The sequence below is a fragment of the Frankia sp. CcI49 genome (assembly GCF_001983215.1).
In the GTDB taxonomy this organism is placed as follows: domain Bacteria; phylum Actinomycetota; class Actinomycetes; order Frankiales; family Frankiaceae; genus Parafrankia; species Parafrankia irregularis.
Map to the genome: position 1 here is coordinate 1 of NZ_MOWP01000018.1, position 19332 is coordinate 19332.

General features: G+C 73.5%; 12 protein-coding genes. 8 read left to right on the plus strand and 4 right to left on the minus strand.

The annotated features are described in order from the left end of the window. From CcI49_RS17395 to CcI49_RS17405, 3 genes are all read left to right on the plus strand, one after another. Positions 1 to 102, plus strand: a 102-nt coding sequence (locus CcI49_RS17395; RefSeq protein ID WP_131831114.1) for a LuxR C-terminal-related transcriptional regulator, incomplete at its 5' end; no start/stop codon positions are given. A 414-nt stretch (positions 103 to 516) separates the two neighbouring features. Beyond that, positions 517 to 2184 carry an AAA family ATPase gene (locus tag CcI49_RS17400; protein ID WP_076827795.1) on the plus strand — a complete coding sequence of 556 codons (1668 nt, stop codon included), beginning with the start codon at positions 517 to 519 and terminating at the stop codon, positions 2182 to 2184. A 245-nt stretch (positions 2185 to 2429) separates the two neighbouring features. Continuing rightward, positions 2430 to 3992 carry a TIR domain-containing protein gene (locus tag CcI49_RS17405; RefSeq protein ID WP_076827797.1) on the plus strand — a complete coding sequence of 521 codons (1563 nt, stop codon included), beginning with the start codon at positions 2430 to 2432 and terminating at the stop codon, positions 3990 to 3992. Between the two features lie 108 nt (positions 3993 to 4100). On the opposite strand, the gene CcI49_RS17410 is transcribed toward CcI49_RS17405, so the two are convergent. Then, positions 4101 to 5267 carry an acyl-CoA dehydrogenase family protein gene (locus CcI49_RS17410; RefSeq protein WP_076827799.1) on the minus strand — a complete coding sequence of 389 codons (1167 nt, stop codon included), beginning with the start codon at positions 5265 to 5267 and terminating at the stop codon, positions 4101 to 4103. Between the two features lie 379 nt (positions 5268 to 5646). Here CcI49_RS17410 and CcI49_RS17415 point away from each other — a divergent pair, with 379 nt between their 5' ends. After that, positions 5647 to 7665 (plus strand): serine/threonine-protein kinase, encoded by a 2019-nt coding sequence (locus CcI49_RS17415; RefSeq protein WP_054570062.1) that lies wholly within the window; start codon positions 5647 to 5649, stop codon positions 7663 to 7665. A gap of 68 nt (positions 7666 to 7733) precedes the next feature. On the opposite strand, the gene nifV is transcribed toward CcI49_RS17415, so the two are convergent. Further along, positions 7734 to 8882 (minus strand): homocitrate synthase, encoded by a 1149-nt coding sequence (nifV, locus tag CcI49_RS17420; protein ID WP_076827801.1) that lies wholly within the window; start codon positions 8880 to 8882, stop codon positions 7734 to 7736. Positions 8883 to 9736: 854 nt separating this feature from the next. On the opposite strand from nifV, the gene CcI49_RS17425 reads away from it, so the two are divergent. Next, positions 9737 to 11329, plus strand: coding sequence for an alkaline phosphatase D family protein (locus tag CcI49_RS17425; protein ID WP_076827803.1), 1593 nt, complete (start codon positions 9737 to 9739; stop codon positions 11327 to 11329). Between the two features lie 124 nt (positions 11330 to 11453). Continuing rightward, on the plus strand, positions 11454 to 12497 hold the full coding sequence (locus tag CcI49_RS17430; protein WP_076827805.1) for a GntG family PLP-dependent aldolase: 1044 nt from the start codon (positions 11454 to 11456) through the stop codon (positions 12495 to 12497). A 154-nt stretch (positions 12498 to 12651) separates the two neighbouring features. Here the strand turns inward: CcI49_RS17430 and CcI49_RS17435 are convergent, their stop codons facing one another. Both CcI49_RS17435 and CcI49_RS17440 read right to left on the minus strand, forming a co-directional pair. Next, entirely contained in the window at positions 12652 to 13569 is a 918-nt protein-coding gene (locus CcI49_RS17435; RefSeq protein WP_076827807.1) for a class II glutamine amidotransferase, read from the minus strand. A gap of 412 nt (positions 13570 to 13981) precedes the next feature. Next, a complete protein-coding gene (locus tag CcI49_RS17440; RefSeq protein ID WP_235498326.1) occupies positions 13982 to 14296 on the minus strand; it encodes a protealysin inhibitor emfourin in 315 nt (104 codons plus the stop codon). Positions 14297 to 14442: 146 nt separating this feature from the next. Between CcI49_RS17440 and CcI49_RS17445 the strand changes: the two genes are divergently transcribed. Beyond that, positions 14443 to 16986 carry a protein kinase gene (locus CcI49_RS17445; RefSeq protein ID WP_241840130.1) on the plus strand — a complete coding sequence of 848 codons (2544 nt, stop codon included), beginning with the start codon at positions 14443 to 14445 and terminating at the stop codon, positions 16984 to 16986. A 90-nt stretch (positions 16987 to 17076) separates the two neighbouring features. After that, complete coding sequence (locus CcI49_RS17450; protein ID WP_054570069.1) at positions 17077 to 19332, plus strand: serine/threonine-protein kinase; 2256 nt, start codon at positions 17077 to 17079, stop codon at positions 19330 to 19332.

The following is a 19332-nucleotide window of genomic DNA, read 5'->3' on the forward strand; positions in this document are numbered from 1 at the left end:
GAGAAGACCGTGAAGAACTATGTGTCGAGCATTCTGGAGAAGCTGGGCCTGGCCAGCCGCACGCAGGCGGCGGTCTACCTGATGAAACAGGCCGGAGAATAGAAGCCGCCGGGGAATGCCTGCTGGTGTGCGCGCTGCTGGTGGGCGCGCGCGGCGCGGTCCGGCTCAGCTGGTGGGCGGTGGAACGGCTCGAATGTGGGATGTCCGACAGCACCGCGAAGGAGCCGGGCCCCCGGTGCGAACGTCCTGGGAACGGTGGGCTGGACGTCGCGGGGAATCAGGACCGAGAAGTCACCTGACGCGGTGGGACGAAGGGAGGATGCTGAAGTCCAGGCGGGGAAACGGATCAGGGAGGAAACTCTCCACGATCGCCGGAGTCGATCGCCACCGGGCTCGTCCGGTGAGTTCCGCCCCCCGGCCACGGTCCCAAAGGAACCGGGCTCCGGTGCGGTCGGTGTGACACGGCAGGTGTGAGACCGAGCATGCACCGTCCCGGCAGACGGTCTGGAGACGAAGATGTTTCTGCATGACGACGCTCCTTCGGGGCAGGCCACCGACATCCGTTCCGAATCCTGGGGACCGACCGAGGTCGGAACAGCACCCGAGCCGGCCGTGCGCGAGCTACGTCTTGACAGCCGTGAAACCGTGGAAACCGCGACCGCCGTCGTCTTTCTCACCGAGGATCGGGCCTACAAACTACGCAAGCCGGTCGACCTCGGATTCATCCACCTTCGTTCCCGGCAGGCGCGGCTGAACGCCTGCGAGGACGAGGTACGACTCAACCGCGAACTGGCCGCCGACACCTACCTCGGCGTCGCCGACATCCGCGACGGATCCGGCCGGCTGTGTGATCACATGGTCGTCATGCAGCGGATGCCGGCCGCCCGGCGGCTTTCGACGCTGGTGACAGCGTCGGTCACGGCCACGGCGGCAGCTGAGACGCAGGCCGGGCTCCTCGCGGAGCTGCAGGCGCTCGCCCGGCGGACCGCGGCCTTCCACGACCAGTGCGCGACCTCGCCCGAGATCACCCGCGCCGGCGGCCGGTTCGCGTTGCAGGCGCTGTGGCTGGAAGCGCTCGAAGGGCTCGCGCCGTTTCGCGGGCGCCTGCTGGACGCCGCCGTGGTCGACGAGATCGGCACGCTCGCGCTGCGCTACCTGACCGGTCGCGGCGCGCTGCTCGCGCGGCGCGCCCGCACCGGGCGGATCCGCGCCGGGCACGGCGACCTGCGCGCCGACGACATCTACTGCCTGCCGGACGGCCCGCGGATACTCGGCAGCGTCAGCCCCGACCCCGCTCGTCGCGTCGGGGACGTCCTGGGCGGGGTCGCCTCGCTGGCGGTGGACCTGGAGCTGCTCGGCGCTCCCGCGGCCGCCCGGGCGTTCCTCGACGCCTACCGGGAGGCGTCCGGTGATGCGGGCCCGGCCTCGTTGGAGCATCTGTTCATCGCCCAGCGGGCTGTCGTCCGCGCGGGAGAGGCCTGCGTGCGCGCCCATCAGGGCCATCCGGGGGCCGACGAGCAGGCGCGGGCACTCGCCGCGCTCGCGCTGGCGCACCTGCGGCGCGGCCGGGTTCGGCTGGTGCTCGTCGGCGGCCTGCCCGGAACCGGCAAGTCGACGTTGTCCCGCAACCTCGTCGCCGCCGGCGACGACTGGCTGCTGCTGCGTTCGGACATCGTGCGCAAGGAGCTGGTGGGCCTCGCGCCGGAGGTGTCCGCGGTGGCGGCTCCCGGCGAGGGCATCTACACCGCCGACGCGACCGAGCACAGCTACGCCGAGCTGCTCACCCGGGCCCGCCACGCACTCGAGCACGGCCAGACGGTCGTCCTCGACGCGTCCTGGTCGTCGCGGCGTCCCCGGGAGCGGGCGGCGGAAGTGGCGGGGGAGTGCGACGCGGACCTCCTGTCGATCCGCTGCGTGACCCCGCCGAAGGTCGCCGTGGCGCGCATCGCGGCGCGAGCGGCGAGCTCCGCCGCGGGCCGCGTCGGCGGCCCGGGCAGCGAGGCACCGGGTGGCTCGGCCGGCGGCACCGGTCCCGTCGGTGCTGTCGTCGACCCGTCGGACGCGACGGAGCTGGTCTACTTCGACATGGCCACCCGCACGGACCCCTGGCCGGACGCGATGGACGTTAACACGTCCACCTCGGCCGAGGAGTCGGCGGCCACGGCCTGGCGCCTGGTCGACTGACGCCACCGGCTGACACCAGCGGGTGTTGGCGGGTGACCACCGGCGCCCGCCGCTCCCGCGGCGTCATCCGGTGCGGCGCGCACCCGCTATCAAGATAGTCAACGACGTTGATGATTCGGCGTGCGGCGGTGATTTTCCGCGTTCCTGGCCCGTTGCCACCCCGTCCGTGTAGGTTTCCTTCACGGAAGGGCCATTTCCTGAAACGATTCTGGCCATAACTCGACAGCGGGGGCGCTGGGTCGACGGTGGCTGAGCCAGGATGGGACTTCTTCGTCTCCTACACAACCTCCGACCGGGCCTGGGCCGAATGGATCGCCTGGCAGCTTGAGGACGCGGGCTACCGGGTGCTGATCCAGGCCTGGGATCTCGTGCCGGGTGCGCGCTGGATGAGCCGGATGGCCGACGGAGTGCGCGACAGTCAGCGGGTTCTGGCTGTGCTCTCGCATTCCTACCTGGGATCGGTGTACGGGCGAGCGGAATGGGAAGCTGCCCACCAGCAGGACCCCGACGGGTTTGCCCGCAAGGTGGTCCCAGTCCGCGTGCAGGACTGCCCCCGCCCCGTTCTCCTCGGCGGAGTCGTGTCCTTCGACCTGTTCGACCTACCCGCCGACCAGGCCAGAGACCGACTGCTCGACAACATTCGATCCACGCTCGCGGGACGTGCGAAACCGGTTTCCGAGCCACGGTTCCCCGGAACCCTCGTCCCACCCACCTCAGCAGTCCCGCACCGCATCACCGAACTCATCCCCGCGTTCCCCGGCGCCGAACCCGATACCAACCCGGACATCGACGTTCATCTTTCCGCCCGATCCGCACCGGCGCATTCACGTTCACCCGCTCCACGGCCGCCAGAAGGACGGCACCTGCAGCCCCATGACCGGGCCAGCCCGCCACACCGACCCCGGGTCACCAACCGGCGGAGGCGTCGCTATTGGTGGATCGCTACAGCCCTCGCCACCGCACTCGCGGCCGCCAGCCTCCCGCTGGTGCTGAACAGGGACAGCGGCCAGCTTGCGAGCCCCCGCGGCGTGGCGGTCGGTCCGGATGGTACGGTCTACGTCGCCGACTCCGGCTACAACCTTGTTGAACAGGTCGACAACACGTCCGAGGGGCTGTTCAACGTCGCCGGCAATGGTTCCGGGGGGTTCTCCGGAGACGGCGACCGGGCCACCGAAGCCACGCTGAACACTCCGTCCGGGATTGCGGTCGGTCCGGATGGCGCGGTCTACATCGCCGGCTCCGGCAACCACCGGATTCGGAAGGTTGACCCGTCCGGGAAGGTCAGTACGGTCGCCGGCACCGGTATTGGGGGGTTCTCTGGTGACGACGGCCCGGCCACCAAAGTCATGTTGAACTATCCGCTTGGGGTGGCGGTCGGTCCGGGTGGCGCGGTCTACATCGCCGACTCCGGCAACGAGCAGGTTCGGAAGGTCGACCTGTCCGGGAGGATCAGTACGATCGCCGGCACCGATGGTGAGGGCTTCTCCGGTGACGACGGCCCAGCCACCGAGGCCACGCTGAACTATCCGCACGGGGTGGCGGTCAGCGGTGATGGCGCGGTCTACATCGCCGACACGGGCAACGACCGGGTTCGGAAGGTCGACCTGTCCGGGAGGATCAGTACGATCGCCGGCACCGGCACCGAGGGCTTCTCCGGTGACGACGGCCTGGCCACCAAAGCCATGTTGAACACTCCGTCTGGGATTGCGGTCGGTCCTGATGGCGCGGTCTACATCGCCGACACAGGCAACCACTGGGTTCGGAAGGTCGACCCATTCGGGAAGATCAGCACCGTCGCCTGGCTCTGAGCCATCCTCCGACGTCATCGAGCGCGATCTCTGGGGAAATTCAAGATAGTCAACGCTGTTTACGTATCGGTGCCACCAAATTTGATCTTGATCGAGGTGTCCGGCTTGTCAGCGGCGCATCAGCAGCGGGCCGCCGAACAGGTGCGCGCCGACCATCTCGAAGTTGGTCGTGGCGAGCGTGATGTGGCGGGCCGCGGTGTGCACGTCGCGGAAGCAGCGGTCGAGGGCGTCTCCGGAGCGCAGCGCGGCCGCGCCCGCGGCGGTGTGCACCATGGTCACGGCCTGCACACAGTTCTCCGCGACGGCGGCGGCGGCGAGGCGAACGACGGCGGACAGCTCCTCCCCGCCGTGCTCACCGCAGGCGGTGACCTGGTCGGCGGCGTCCGCGAGGACGAGCTCGGCCGCCCGGACCAGGGCGGTGGCGCGGGCGAAGGCCGCATGCACGGTGGCCCGCTCGGCCAGCGCCTCCGTCGAGCGCGCCGGAACGGTGCGGGCGGCCAGCTCGCGGAACACGGCCAGGGCCTGCTGGGCGATGCCGACGGTGGTCGCCGCGGTGGTGAACGGCGCGAAGTCGTAGTAGGCGATCGCATAACCGCGGGAGCGGCGCGGGCTCGGCGGGCGGCGCAGCAGCGAACCGTCCACCGCATGGCTTTCGGGGACGACGACATTGTCCACGATGAAACTCCCGCTTCCCGTTCCGCGCAGGCCCAGGGAATGCCAGTCGTCGACGAAGGTGACTGCGCTGCTCGGCACGCACAGCATCCGTATCGGCGCCGGCCCGGCTCCCGGCCCGTCGGCGAGGGTGGCGGTGCAGACGAGCCAGCTGGCGTGGGTGGCGCCGCTGGCGAACGCCCAGCGGCCGCTGACCCGGTAGCCGCCCGGTACCCGCACCGCCGCACCGGTGGGGTTGACCCCGCCGACGACCAGCCCGCGGCTGCCGCAGAACAGTCGGCAGGAGACCTTGTCGGGCAGATAGTCCGACAGCCGCCCGATCGCGCCCTGGACGCCCATCTGCCAGGCCGCGGACGGGTCCACGCGCGCGATCGCCTGCAGCACGGCGGTGCCGGTGCGCAGGCTCACTCCGCCGCCGCCCAGTGCGCGTGACACCCACATCCGGTGGAAGTCCTGCGCGCGCAGCGCGTCGATGACAGCTGGCGAGGTGGTGCGATCAGCCTCGGCCTGCGCGCGATTCTCGGCGAGTGTGGCGCTGATCTTCTCGACCCGCTCCAGCCAGGTCCGCGTCTCGTCCGAGACCTCCGCGCAGGTGTGCGCCATTCACCGACCGCCGTTTCGTCGCGAGCGCGGGAAGCCGGTTGGTGCCGCGCAGGGGGACAGATCCGCATCCACTCTGCGATGGTAGGTTGCCTGCCGCAGTTTCTGGCTGTGGCAGGAAAATGTTCCGYATTCGCGGATGCCATCGGACCCCGCGGTGTGTCGTCGTGAAGCCGGGAAGCCGTCGACATTCGCCCCTTGTGTCGACCGTACGGACTGGCCGGCCCGGCAGTGCTGGCGAGCCTCGCGGGCCCGCCGCCGGTCCGGGTTGCCCCGCGGTGGGGCGCGTCGGCGTGTCGAGACCGGAGCGCGGTGGTATGAGTCGTGGGCGTGTCGCCCCGGTTTCGGGGCCCTGAGGCGGGTTGTAGGGGAGAATTCCGAGGTGCCGGAGAAGGCGGAGCCCACAACGTCGAACGACCCGTCGGCGGACCGGCGTCGCCTGCTCGCCGGCAGGTACCGGCTCGGGTCGATCCTGGGCAGCGGCGGGGCGGGAATCGTCCGTGCGGGTGAGGACACGCTGCTGCGCCGCCCGGTCGCGATCAAACAGGTCCGGCTGCCGCCGCCGGCCGTGGAGGGCGACGGTGACGCCACCCGCGAGCGGGCCGTCAGCCGGGAGCGGGTGCTGCGCGAGGCGCGGGTCGCGGCGCGGCTGCGCCATCCGGGCCTGGTCGCCGTCTACGACGTCATCGAGGCCGACGGCTCGCCCTGGATCGTCATGGAGCTGGTCGAGGGCCGGTCCCTGGCCGAGATCATCCGCGAGTCGGGCCGGCTCACCCCGGCGACGGTTGCGCGGATGGGCGTGAGCCTGGCCTACGCGCTGGAGGCGGCGCACCGGTCCGGGGTCGTGCATCGCGACGTCAAGCCGGGCAACGTCCTGGTCACCCCGGACGGGCAGCCTCGGCTCACCGACTTCGGCATCGCGGTGAGCGAGGGCGACCCGGCGCTGACCAGCACCGGCATCGTGGTGGGTTCGCCGGCCTACATTCCGCCCGAGCGGGCCCGCGGCGCGCGGGTGGCCGCGCCCGGCGATGTGTGGGGCCTGGGCGCCACCCTGTTCTCCGCCGTCGAGGGCGAGCCGCCGTACGCCGGCGAGGGCGCGCTGGCGACCCTCGCGGCCATCGTCGAGGACCGGCGCCGTCCCTGCCCGCATGCGGGCCCGCTGGGCCCGGTCCTGGCGCAGCTGCTCGACCCGGACCCCGACCGGCGGCCGTCGCTGGCGCAGGCCCGGGCGATGCTGCGCCAGATCGCGGCCAGCGAGCCCTATCCGACCAGGGAGTTCGACGCGTCGGCGCATGCCGACGTCGATCCGGGGCCGGACCCGGCGTCGGCCCGCCAGCCCGCGCCGGACCGGGAGCGGGACGTCCCGGCCGAGCATCGCGAGGCGGCCGCGCCCAGCGGGCCCTCGGCCGCCCACCGGGCCGCCGAGCCTGCCGGGGACCGCGGGCACTCGGCGCCCGGTGGGCCGGTGGAACACCGCGGGCCCGCGACGCCGAGCGAGCCCCCCGAAGCCGGCGCGGGCCGGTCGTCCGGCGGCCTTGTCGGCCCTGGTGGGTCTGGTGGCCCTGGTGGGTCTGGTGGGCCCGCGGTGGCCGGTGCACGGCCGGCGGCGGGCCGACGGAGCCGTCGTTCCGTGGTGCTGGTGGTCGTCCTCGTGGTGCTTCTGGCCGGCGGACTGGCCGGCCTCGGCGTGGTGCTCACCAGCGGGCCGGATGGAACGGCCGGGCCCACCGCCGCCACGCCCGGCACCGCAGCCACTCTCGGCGGACGCGCCGGCACCGACTCCGCCACCGGCGCGGGCTCCGGCACGACGACACCGGGCCGGTCTTCGGCGTCACCGCCGGCGTCCGCGTCGGCGACGACCGGGGCGACGGTGACGCCGACGGCTCCGGCCGGGCCGGGTGGTGCCGTCCCGTTGGACCAGGTCGGAACCGTGATCCCGAGCTCGACCGACCCGGTGCCGGCACCGGCCGGCCTGACGTCGCGCAGCGGCGTGGCCGGCTGGTCGGTCGCGGTGCCGGCGGGCTGGCGCTCCGCCGGCCGCGCACCGACGAAGGAGACGTTCACCGCCGCCGAGGGCTTCCCGGAGCTGCTGGTGGAGGTTCGGCCCACCGCCGGCCCGTCCGCGATCGGTGCCTGGCAGGAGCTGGAGGCCTCGGTGGCACGGACCAGCCCCGGCTACCAGCGGGTGTCGATCCGCCCGGCGGACGGTGCCGCCGGCACCTCCGCCGCGATCTGGGAGTTCACCTCGACGTCGGGTGGCCGGACGGTGCGCACCGTGGACGTCGCCGTCGTGCGCAACGGCCACGGCTACGCGCTGCGCTGGCGGGTGCCCGAGGACCAGTGGCCGCAGCACGAGCAGCTGGTCCGGCAGGTGACCGCCACCTTCCGTCCCGGACCCTGAACCGGAACCCGCGCCGCTCCCTCGGCCGCGGCGCGGGGCGGATGGCCGGCCGTCCGCCCCGCGGGCCGTCAGCCGCGCGGGGCCGCGGGGGGAGAGGTGCGTCCGGTCGCCACCCGGCGGACCAGCGCACGCAGGTCGTCGCCGCTGAGCGGCTGCTTGTGGGTGGTGGCGTGTGCCCGGACGAGTCCGACGATGGGCTCGAGGTCCTCGTCGGGGGCGTCGATGCCGTGGCGGTCCATCAGGTGGCGCACGGCCGCCCGTCCGCTGTGCTTGCCCAGCACCAGCCGGCGTGACGCCCCGACCTCCGCAGGGTCGAACGGCTCGTAGGTCGCCGGCGCGCGCAGCACACCGTGCACGTGGATGCCGGACTCGTGGTCGAACACCTCGTCCCCGACGACGGCCTTCCCCGCGGGCAGCGGGCGGCGCGCGGCGCCGGCGACCAGGCGGGCCAGCGGGCGGAACGCCGCGGTGTCCAGCTCGACGGGGAGCTCGAGCAGGTGCCGCAGCGCCATCGCGACCTCCTCGATCGGCGCGTTGCCGGCGCGCTCACCGAGGCCCGTGACGGTGGTGCTCACCCAGGTGAACCCGGCCTGCACGGCGGCGATGGTGTTCGCGGTGGCCAGCCCGAAGTCGTCATGGGCGTGGATCTCCCAGGGCCCCGGGACCGCCTCGACCAGGGCTCGCAGCCGGGTGTGCAGGGCGATCGGGTTGGCCACGCCGACGGTGTCGGCCCAGCGGAACCGGGTCACGCCCAGGCCGCGCAGCTCCCCGGCCAGATCGGTGACGAAGGCGTCGTCGGCGCGGGAGGCGTCCTCGAAGCCGACGCTGACCAGCAGCCCCCGGTCGGTGGCGTCACGCACGCAGGCGGTGATCCGCTCCCTGGCCCACGCTCGGGTCTTGCCCAGCTTGACCCGTAGATGCAGGTCGGAGGCGGGGATGGTCACATGGACGGCACTGACGCCGCTGGCGACGGCCGCGTCGAGGTCGCGCTGATCGGCCCGGCACCAGGCGACCACCCCGGCACGCTCGACGGCGCCCACGACGCGGCGCAGCACCTCGATCTCGCCCGGGCCCATGGCGGGGATCCCCGCCTCGATCTGGTGTACGCCGGCGGCGTCGAGCGCGACGGCGATCGCGACCTTCTCCTCGGCGGTGAAGGCGACTCCCGGGGTCTGCTCCCCGTCACGCAGAGTGGTGTCGCAGAACCTGACTTCCATAACGGTCACCGGCACTTTCGGCGGCTGTGAAATACCCGACGGGGGCTGGTGTTCGCGGCAACCAGGAGGCCGAAATCGTCGGAGACCTTATGTCGCGCCGATTTCGCGCGTGGGTCACACGGTAGCGGCGAGGTTAACAGGATGGTCGCCGCGGTGAGGCTTACCTTTTCCGGCAGGAAATTCCTGGATGGTGCGAAGGAAAAATCCGTCCCGGCGGGTGCGTCGCGGCACACCCGCCGCTGGCGGGCGGGCGGGCGGGCGTGGCCGGCGGCGCGGTGCGGGCGCCAGTCGGTGTGAGCGCCGCCGGGCAACCGGTCCGCACCGGCGGTCCGGGTCGGGTGGTGGTGCTCACACGGACGACCAGCTCCGGTGCGCCCCGTGTGGAGGGCCACGTCACGAGATCGTTCGCGCACCCAGACGGATCCGCGCGAGGCTGGGGTCCGTGGGAGAGGTGGCACCGGCAGGGCTGGCCGGCTCGTCGCCGGTGAGCAGCCGGTCGGTCGCCGGTCGGTCGCCGGGCGGGCGGGCACGGTCACCGGGCGACGAGAGCACCGGGCCGAAAGAACCACACCGGATTCGGCCGGCTACCGGCTGCCGGTCGCCAGGAAAGTCGCGGCCGCCGCAGCGCCGGCACCGGCCGGCACGAATTTCCGGGAGTTTCCCGAAAGATAACCTGCCGGCCGGTCGCCGGCCGCGTCTCCAGTCGGATGCGGATTCCCGCGGTTTCCTGACGTTCATCGGCCGGCCGTCGGGGTGAGGCGACGGCGTCACCTGTGTTCGCCAGCATGATCGCCCGGTGAAACCACCAGAACCAGACATCGCTGCCGGACATCGTCCGGACAGGGAGGATTGGCGTGGTATCTTCTTTCTCCGCTTCTCGGCGCGGTTTTGTCGCGTTGGGTGGTGCGGGTGCAGCCGCGGTGCTGCTGGGTACCGGGGTCGCCTCGGCGTCCTCGTCCTACCCCTACCCGCTGCCGGGTAGGAACCCGTTCGGTCTCGGTGTGGGCTCGGGCGAGCCCACTTCGGACGGTGTCGTGCTGTGGACGCGGCTTGCTCCAGAACCACTCGCCGCCGACGGTGCGGGCGGCATGCCCGCAGTGCCGGTGCGGGTGGAGTACGAGGTGGCCCGCGACGAGAAGTTCCGTTCCATCGTGAAGCGCGGAAGCGTGGTCGCGACCCCGCAGCTGGGGCATTCGGCGCACCCGGAGATCCGGGGGCTCGAGCCGGGCCGCACCTACTACTTCCGTTTCCGGGCGGGTGACGAGATCTCGCCGGTCGGCCGGACGAGGACCGCGCCGGCGCCGGGTGCCAACCCGCGGGAGCTGAACTTCGCGTTCGCCTCCTGCCAGCAGTGGCAGGTCGGTTTCTACACCGCCTACGAGCACATGGCGGCCGAGGACCTCGACTTCGTGGTCCACCTCGGGGACTACATCTACGAAACCGGTTTCACAAGCAACGTCCGTGGCCTCACCCTCGGCGCGCCGTTCGACACCGAGACGTTCGATCTGCCGCGCTACCGCGCCCAGTACGCGCTGTACAAGTCGGACGCGTCGCTGATGAAGGCGCACGCCAACTTCCCGTGGATCCAGACGATCGACGACCACGAGGTCGAGAACAACTGGGCCGACGAGATCTCGCAGGCCGACACCGAGCCCGACCAGGACCCGGCGGTCTTCCGGCTGCGCCGGGCGGCGGCGTTCCAGGCGATGTACGAGAACATGCCGCTGCGCAGCGCCCAGCTGCCCCACGGCGCGGACGTCCAGCTGTTCCGCAAGCTGAGCTTCGGCCGCCTCGCGGACATCGCGATGCTCGACACCCGGCAGTACCGCGACGACCAGCCCTGCGGTGACGGCAGCGGCTCCACCTGCGCCGACCGGTTCGCCGCCGACCGCAGCCTGCTCGGCGACCGGCAGCGCAGGTGGCTCTACGACGGCTTCGGCCGTTCGAAGGCCCGCTGGCAGATCATCGGCAACCAGGTTCCCATGGTGCAGACGGACCTCGACCCCAGCGAGGTCGTCAACGTCTACTACGACCCGTGGGACGGCTACGTCGCCGAACGTGACAACCTGCTCGCCGAGGCGCGCCGGCGCAAGGTCCGCAACCTTGTCGTCATCACCGGGGACCGGCACCAGAACTACGCGGCGGACCTGCGCCTGGACTACGCCGACGTCAACTCGCCGACCGTGGGCAGCGAGTTCGTCGGCACCTCCATCACCACCGGCGGCAACGGCGCCGACCTGCCCGCCTCGGCGCAGACCCTGCTGGACGCGAACCCGCACATCAGGTTCGTGAACACCCAGCGCGGCTACGTCCGGGTGAACGTCACCGAGCAGCGGTGGCGCAGCGACTTCCGGGTGGTGCCCTACGTGGCCACCGCGGGCGCGCCGATCTCGACCCGGGCCAGCTACGTGGTCGAGGACCGCCACCCCGGAGTCACCCCGGCCTGACCGCCCCCGCCCCGGCCCCGCCCTGACCCTGCACTGAGCCTGCCCTGGCCCGGCCCGACAGATCGGGCCGGGCCGGGGCAGGTGCCGTCGCGGGGCCGCGCGGCGGACGCTAGCGTCGGAGACCGTGAGCGTCGATCTGCGCAGTGACACCGTGACCCGTCCCACCCCCGGCATGCGCCGGGCGATGGCCGAGGCCGAGGTCGGTGACGACGTCTACCGCGAGGACCCGACCGTGCGGGAGTTGGAGGAGCACGCCGCCGGGCTGCTCGGGCACGAGGCGGCCCTGTTCGTCCCGAGCGGCACGATGGGCAACTTCTGCGCGCTGCGCGCCGGCGCCCCGGTCGGCACGGAGATCATCGCGGACACCGAGGCCCACATCGTGACCTACGAGCTGGGTGGGCTCGCCGCCCTCGGCGGCGTGCAGACCCGCACCCTCACCGGGCTCGCCGACACCCTGGAGCTGGCCGCCGTCGAGGCGCAGCTGCGGGCCTTCCCGGGCGGGGGCACCTACAACATGGTGCGCACCAGCGTGCTGGCGGTGGAGAACACCCGGGCCCGCGACGGCGGGCTGGTGTGGCCGCTGGAACGCCTGGACGCGGTGCGCGCCATCACGTCCGCCGCCGGGGTGGCGCTGCACTGCGACGGCGCCCGGCTGTGGAACGCCGCGGTCGCCCAGGACATCCCACCGCGCCGCCTCGGGGAGATGTTCTCGACGCTGTCGGTGTGCCTGTCCAAGGGCCTGGGGGCGCCGGTGGGATCGCTCGTCGTCGGCGACACCGACCACGTCGAACGGGCCCGGGAGTGGCGCAAGCGCCTCGGCGGGGGGATGCGCCAGGCCGGCGTGCTCGCCGCCGCGGGCCTGTACGCGCTGCGCCACCACGTGGCGCGCCTCGCCGACGACCACCGCCGCGCCGGCGACCTGGCGGCGACGCTGGCGGCCGCGGCCCCCGGGCGGGTCGACCCGGAGCGCACCGAGACGAACATGGTGCTCCTCGACGTCCCGGACGCCGGTGCGTTCGCGGCCCAGGCGGCGGCCGGCGGGGTGCTCGTCGGCGCCGCGGGCCCGGCCAAGGTCCGCATCGTCACCCATCTCGACGTCGACGACGAGGCGATCGCGCACGCCGGGAAGGTGCTGGCTCCGCTGCTGGCCGACCTCCCCGCGGTCTAGATCCCCCGGCCGGCCCGCGGCCCCGTCGCACCACACCGCTGGCCCCATCGCGCCGCTGGCTCCGCTGCATCGCCATCGCCATCGCCATCGCCATCGCCGTCGCGATCGCCGTCGCCGCTCCGCCCGCGCGACCGACCGGCGGCCTGTCGGTCGCCTATCGGGTCCCCGCCTGGGAGGCGGTGTCCGCCCCCTCGGCCCGCCGGCCGGCCGTCTGGGACGCGGCCGCCTCGGGGCGCAGGTCGGCGAGGGTGAGCGGGTGCGCCGGCGGGTCGGGCAGCGCGATCCGGGTCGTCGTGATCCGGCCGGGCAGCACCCGGAGCAGCTCACCGGGGCGCAGCGCCCGCCAGTCGGGATGTTCGTCCATCGGCTCGCTGGCCACCACCGCGGAGGCGACGGTCGCCAGGTCGCTGGAGCGGACCCGGGTGGTGCCGGCGGCGTCAACGTGGTCGAGGGGCCGGCCACCGTGATGCCCACCGGCTCCGCGGCGCAGCAGGAACAGGGTGTTGGTGTCGGGATAGCGCAGCGCCCACAGCTCCCGCGGTGTGGTGAGCACCAGGTTGATGCTGTAGACGGGGAGGTTCGCGGCCACCCAGCGGGCCGCCGCGGTGATGCCGCGCCCGATGTCACCACCGGCGTTCGTGATCTCGGCGGTGATCAGGGCGAAGAACCGCTCGGAGTCGGTGTCCCCGGCGACGGTGCGCATCGCCGCCGACCCGAGCCGGGATTCCAGCCGGTCCAGCCCCTCGATGACCCCGTTGTGGGCGAACAGGCGTCCCTGCTGGCAGAACGGATGGGTGTTCGCCGTGGTCCGCCGCCCGGTCGAGGCATGTCGGACGTGCGCCACGAACGTCGTGGACGTCCGGTGCCGCGCCTGCGCGGCGAAGTCGTGATCCTCCCAGGCGGCGAGCGGCTGACGGAAGACGTCGGGCGTCCCGTCGGCGGCGAAGACCCCCAGGCCGGTGCCGTCGGGGTTGCGGTGGCTCTGCACGTCCAGACTGTCGGGAGCGTCGAGCAGCCAGAAGGTCGCGCGGGCCCGGTCGGGGGCGCTGGTGAGCCCCAGAAGTCGGCACATGTCCTGCAGGCCCCCGTCCGTCGGTGGTCGCCGGCCACTCAGGGGGCCGCTGGCGTCACCTGTGGTGTGCCCGGCACGGCCGCCCGCCGAACGGGCGGCTGCCTGCTCGGCGGGTGCCGTAAGTAATTCGCATCAGGGGCGATGAAAGGACGCAGAGCGCAGAGTCCGGTTCGGCGAGTCGCAATAATGAAGGATTTTTGTCGTTCCGACGACCAAAATCCTTCTTGCTTTCGGGTCGCCAGGCGCACCTCTGCCCCATTTGCCCATCTCCAGGCGAATTGCCGGTGCCGCCGGATGGCGCCGGATCCACGGGTGGGTGGCTGTGCGGGTGGGGTTCGCATGCCGTCGACACGGCTCTCCGCGGGCCCGCCCTTTCGGGATCACTCGCCCTGATGGAATCGGTGCGGTTACATCAGGCGCGGGGGCGGCGGGCGGTGATCTGCTCGGTCAGGGGACGCAACGCCGCCGGCAGCCGGGACTCACCCACGACGACCGTCTGGTCGAGCCCGGCGCCGTCGCGGAACCGGAACGTGTACTGGAAGGCGTCGGGGCGCTGCGACCCCGGTGCCTGAGGTGGCGCCTGCCGGTCGCCGGCGAGGGCCGTGAGGGCCGCCTCGGCCTGGCGGGCCACCCCCGCGTCGAGGTCGGTGGTGTCGACGTCGGCGCGCCGGATCAGCCCGGCGACACCGCCACTGCGTTCGATGTCCACCCGCACCCGTCCGATCATGCCCGCCAGCGGACCGTTGTGCGACCCGCTGCGCTAGCATCCGGCACCACACCGGAGGGTAGATATCGGGCAGCGAGGGGCGATCGCGACCAGCTCGGTCGGATCGTGCCGCGAGACGGCAACCGGGAGGTCGGTCAGTGCCGATCATGGATCGGGCCCGGGTGGCCGCGGCGCTGCCGGGCTACGACCTCGGTCGGGAGCTGGGCGCGGGTGCCTTCGGCCTGGTGCTCGCCGCGCGGCGGACGTCCGCCGCACCACCGGGGTCCGCCGCGTCGGGGGACGTCCCCGCGGGGCTCCCGAGGCCGGCGTTGGATGAGGACATCCGGGATGTGGCGGTCCGGATCCTTGATCTGGAGCTGCCCGCGGGCACCGGCCCCGCCGCGGGGCCCGACCCGGCCACCGCACATCTGGGCACGGCACATCCGGGTACGGCGCACCCGACCGCCGGGCAGCCGCCGGCGCCGCCGGCCGAGGCCGATCCGGCCTCCGACGCGCGGATCCTGACCCGGCTCGCCCATCCGCACCTGTGCCGGCTGCTGGACATCGTGCTGGCCGACGGGCTGCGCCTGCTGGTCAGCGAGCTGCTGCCCGGCGGCACCCTGGCCCGCCAGAGCCTGACCCCGCCGGCGGCCTGCGCGGTCGCGGTGGCGGTCGCGGACGGGCTGATGCACGCGCACGCCGCCGGGGTCCTGCACCGCGACGTGAAGCCGGCGAACATCCTCTTCACCGCCGACGGCCGGCCGGTGCTCACCGACGTGGGGGTGGTCGGCCTCGTCGACGGAACTCCGCTGGCCACCGGACGGATCGTCGGCACGGCCCAGTACATGGCCCCCGAGCAGATCACCGGCGGGCGGCTGGTGCCGGCCACCGACGTCTACGCGCTCRCCGCCACCCTCTACGAGCTGCTGACCGGTGCCCCGCCCTTCGGTGCCGGGCTGACCGTGCCGGAGCTGTTCCTGCACCACTGCGAGGTGCCGGCGCCGCCGGCGGCGGGGGTGGCGCCACCGGTGGCGGCGGTGCTGGCGCGGGCGCTGGCCAAGGACCCGGGGCAGCGCCACCGGGGTGCCGGGCAGTTCGCGGTGGACCTGGGCCTGGCCGCCCAGGCGGCGTACGGCCCGGACTGGATGGACCACGCGGACGTCCGGCTGCTGGTCAGCACGGGCCTGCGCGGCTCGCGGCCCGCCGACGGCCTCGACCGGGCGAGCCCGGCTCCAGCCAGCCAGATCCCGGCTGAGCCGGATCCGGCGCAGCGCACCACCCGGCTGGGGACCGGGCCACATCCGCTCGGTGCCGCGCCGCCCGCGGTGGCGCTGGTCGCACCGGGCGGTGATCCGGCCGGGCCGCCGCCGGGGGTGGGGGATTCCCCCGCACGTGGGCCTCGCGGATCAGGACCCGCCCCGTCGGCAGACGCGGTGGCGATGGCCGGCCGCGGTGATTCGGGCGCCGCCGGTTCCGGTGCCGACATCGACGGCGACCTGCGGGGGCAGTCCTGGACCCGGCGGGTCGCGATCCTCACCGCGGCCGCGGTGACCGTCGCCGGTGTCGCGGCCGCGCTCACGATCCCGCTGTCCGAGCGTGGGGGGCAGACCGTGGTCGAGGCGACCGCGACCAGGCCGCCCAGCGGTCCGGGAACGGCCGCGCCGGCAGCGCCGGATCCGCCGCTGCCCTCGCCGCCGCCGTACGCGGTGACGACGGTGGCGGGCACGGGCACAGCCGGCTACGGCGGTGACGGCGGGCCCGCCGCGGCGGCGTCGGTCAATGCGCCGTTCGGCCTGGTCGCCGACCGGGCGGGCAACGTGTACGTCGCCGACTCCGGGAACAACCGGGTCCGGCGCATCGCACCGGACGGCACGATCGTGACCGTCGCCGGGACCGGCGTGAAGGGCTTCGCCGGCGACGGCGGGCCGGCCGTCGACGCGCAGCTGTACCAGCCGTCCGCGGTGACGCTGGACCGTGACGGCGGCCTGCTCATCGCCGACACCTTCAACCAGCGGATCCGCCGGGTGGACGCGGCCGGGATCATCACGACCGTGGCCGGCAACGGGGAGCACTCCTTCTCGGGCGACGGTGGTCCGGCGACCGCGGCGGCGCTGTGGTACCCCGGCGGTGTCGCCGTCGACGGCAACGGCACGGTCTTCATCGCCGACACCGCCAACAACCGGATCCGCCGGGTCGGCTCCGACGGGATCATCACCACGCTGGCCGGCCAGGACGGGGAGGGCTCGTTCGGCGACGGCGGTCCGGCGTCCAGGGCGCTACTGGCCTTCCCGCTCGCGGTGGCCCTGGACCGGTTCGGCCGGCTCTACATCGCCGACACCAGCAACAACCGGATCCGCCGCATCGGCCTGGACGGAAGGATCGAGACGGTGGCCGGCAACGGGCGCCCGGGCCTGTCCGGCGACGGCGGGCCGGCGACGAAGGCGACGTTGCGGTCCCCGCGCGGGGTCACGGTCGACGCGACCGGCACCATCTACATCACCGACCGCACCAACCGGCGGGTCCGCCGGGTCGACGCCGCCGGGGTGATCACGACGGTCGCGGGCACGGCCCGCCCGGGCCGGGTCGAGGGTGTGGACCCGGCCGCGCTGAGCCCGGACGGGCAGGTCGCGCTGGACCCGTCCGGGGATCTGGTGGTCTCCGATCGGCGCCGCAACCTGGTGCTGCGGGTGGACCTGACCGGCGCGGGCTGACCGGAACCGAACGCTGACCAGCGTGCGGCGCTGACCAGCGCCGCGCACACACCGAGCACGGGCATTCGAGGACGAGGACGGGAGGCTGGGGTGCCAGTCGTCGACCGTGGCCGGGTGGCCGCGGCGCTGCCGGGTTACGCGATCGGCGCGGAGCTGGGATCGGGCGCGTTCGGCCTCGTCCTCGCCGGCTACCACTCCGAGCTCGACCGCCGCGTCGCGATCAAGGTGCTGACCAGCCCGGACGCCGGCGCGGCCGCGGAGTTCCGGACCGAGGCGCGCCTGCTGAGCCGGCTGGATCATCCCCACATCGTGCGGACCTACGACTACGTCATGCGCGGGGACCTGTGCCTGCTGGTGATGGAGATGCTCTCCGGGGGCACCCTCGCGCACCGCGCGCTGGCGCCCGAGGCGGCCTGCGCGGTGGCGCTGGCCGTCGCCGACGCGCTGGCCCACGCCCACGACCACGGGGTGGTGCACCGCGACATCAAGCCGGCGAACATCCTGTTCACCGACGACGGCCAGCCGAAGATCACCGACTTCGGCATCTCGAAGGTGCTCGAAGGCTCGGCCTCCACCGCCAGCCGGGTGGTGGGCACACCGCGCTACATGGCACCGGAGCAGATCACCGGCGACCGGCTCGGGCCGGCCACCGACCTGTACGCGCTCGGTGTCGTGCTCTACGAGCTGTTCACCGGCACCCGGCTGGCACCACCCGCGCTGGCGCTGCCGGTGCTGCTGCGCCATCACACCGACGTGACCCCGCCGCCGCCCCCGGGTGTGCCGGCCGAACTGGGCGCGGTGCTCATGCGCTGCCTGGCCAAGCGGCCGGAGCTGCGCTATCCCAGCGCGCACGCGTTCGCCTACGATCTCGCCCAGGCCGCGACGGCGGTGTTCGGGCGGCACTGGCTGGACCGGGCCGGGCTCCCGATCCACCTCGCGGCGGACATCCGCGAGGTGACGACGCGGCGGCCGGCCAGCGCCCGGCGGGCCGCCGGGCGCGCGAGGGCCACCGGCGTCAACCGTGCCGGCAGCGGCGGTGCGGGTGTGGACGTGGGTGCGGCGTCGACGGGCGGCGGGTCCCGGACCACCACCAGAACCCGGTCCCAGGCCCGCGCCGGGGTGCCGGCGGCGCTGACGGTGCTCGCCCTGGTGCTGGGCCTGGCCGCCGGCGGCGGTGTCGGCTGGGCCGTGTGGGGCCAGCCGGAACCGGCGACACCGCCGCCGGCCACCCCGCCACCGGCCTGGCAGCCGACGCTGGCCGCGGGTGCGATCGCGGCGGTGTTCGGGGCCGGCTCGGACGGGTTCTCCGGCGACGGCGGACCGGCCACCCAGGCCGAGTTCGACTCCGCCCGGGACCTGACCATCGACAGCGCGCGCGGGGTCATCTACGTCGCGGACACCGAGAACAACCGGATCCGCCGGATCGACCGCACCGGCCGGATCAGCACCGTCGCCGGCAACGGCACGGCCGGCTTCGACGGCGACGGCGGCCCGGCGACGAGCGCCTCGCTCCAGGAGCCGTCCGGTGTCGTGGTGGCCCCGGACGGCACCCTGTTCATCGCGGACAACGGCAACCACCGCATCCGCCGGGTGGGGACCAACGGGATCATCACCACCATCGCCGGCCAGAGCGACAGCGGCTTCGCCGGTGAGGTGAGCGAGGACGGACTGATCTTCGCGGGGGACGGGCTGCCGGCGGTGGACGCCAAGCTGAACAACCCGAACAGCCTGCTGCTGGACGACGACGGCAGCCTGCTGGTCGCGGACGGGACGAACCAGCGGATCCGGCGCATCGGCCTGGACGGGATCATCACCACCGTCGCGGGCACCGGCGCGGACGGCGACACCCTGGTCGGCCCCGGCGACGGCGGTGACGGCGACGGTGACGGGGGCCCGGCGACCGCGGCGACGCTGAGCTATCCGTGCGCGCTCGCCCGCGGCCCCGACGGCAGCATCTACCTGGTCGACCAGGACAACTTCCGGCTGCGCCGGATCGACCCCGCGGGGCGGATCAGCACCGTCGCCGGCACCGGTGACGCCGGCTTCTCCGGTGACGGCGGGCCGGCGACCCGCGCGAAGATCAGCACGGTCGGCGCCGACGTCGCGGTGGACCCGACCGGCACGATCTACCTGTCCGACCCGGCCAACAGCCGGGTGCGGCGGATCACCCCCGACGGGATCATCACCACGATCGCCGGCACGGGCGTGGCCCAGTACTCCGGCAACGGCGGCCCGGCGGTCGAGGCCGAACTGGTCTACCCGGGCGGGCTGGACCTGGACGGGACCGGGATCCTCTACGTCACCGACGCCGTCGACGGCCGGGCCCGCGCCCTGCGGGTCCGGTAG

What these genes read in the sequence shown, in the direction of transcription:
- CcI49_RS17400 (WP_076827795.1), top strand. Translation starts at nt 517, where the DNA reads ATGTTTCTGCATGACGACGCTCCTTCGGGGCAGGCCACCGACATCCGT.
- CcI49_RS17410 (WP_076827799.1), bottom strand. Translation starts at nt 5,267, where the DNA reads ATGGCGCACACCTGCGCGGAGGTCTCGGACGAGACGCGGACCTGGCTG.
- nifV (WP_076827801.1), bottom strand. Translation starts at nt 8,882, where the DNA reads ATGGAAGTCAGGTTCTGCGACACCACTCTGCGTGACGGGGAGCAGACC.
- CcI49_RS17440 (WP_235498326.1), bottom strand. Translation starts at nt 14,296, where the DNA reads ATGATCGGACGGGTGCGGGTGGACATCGAACGCAGTGGCGGTGTCGCC.
- CcI49_RS17435 (WP_076827807.1), bottom strand. Translation starts at nt 13,569, where the DNA reads ATGTGCCGACTTCTGGGGCTCACCAGCGCCCCCGACCGGGCCCGCGCG.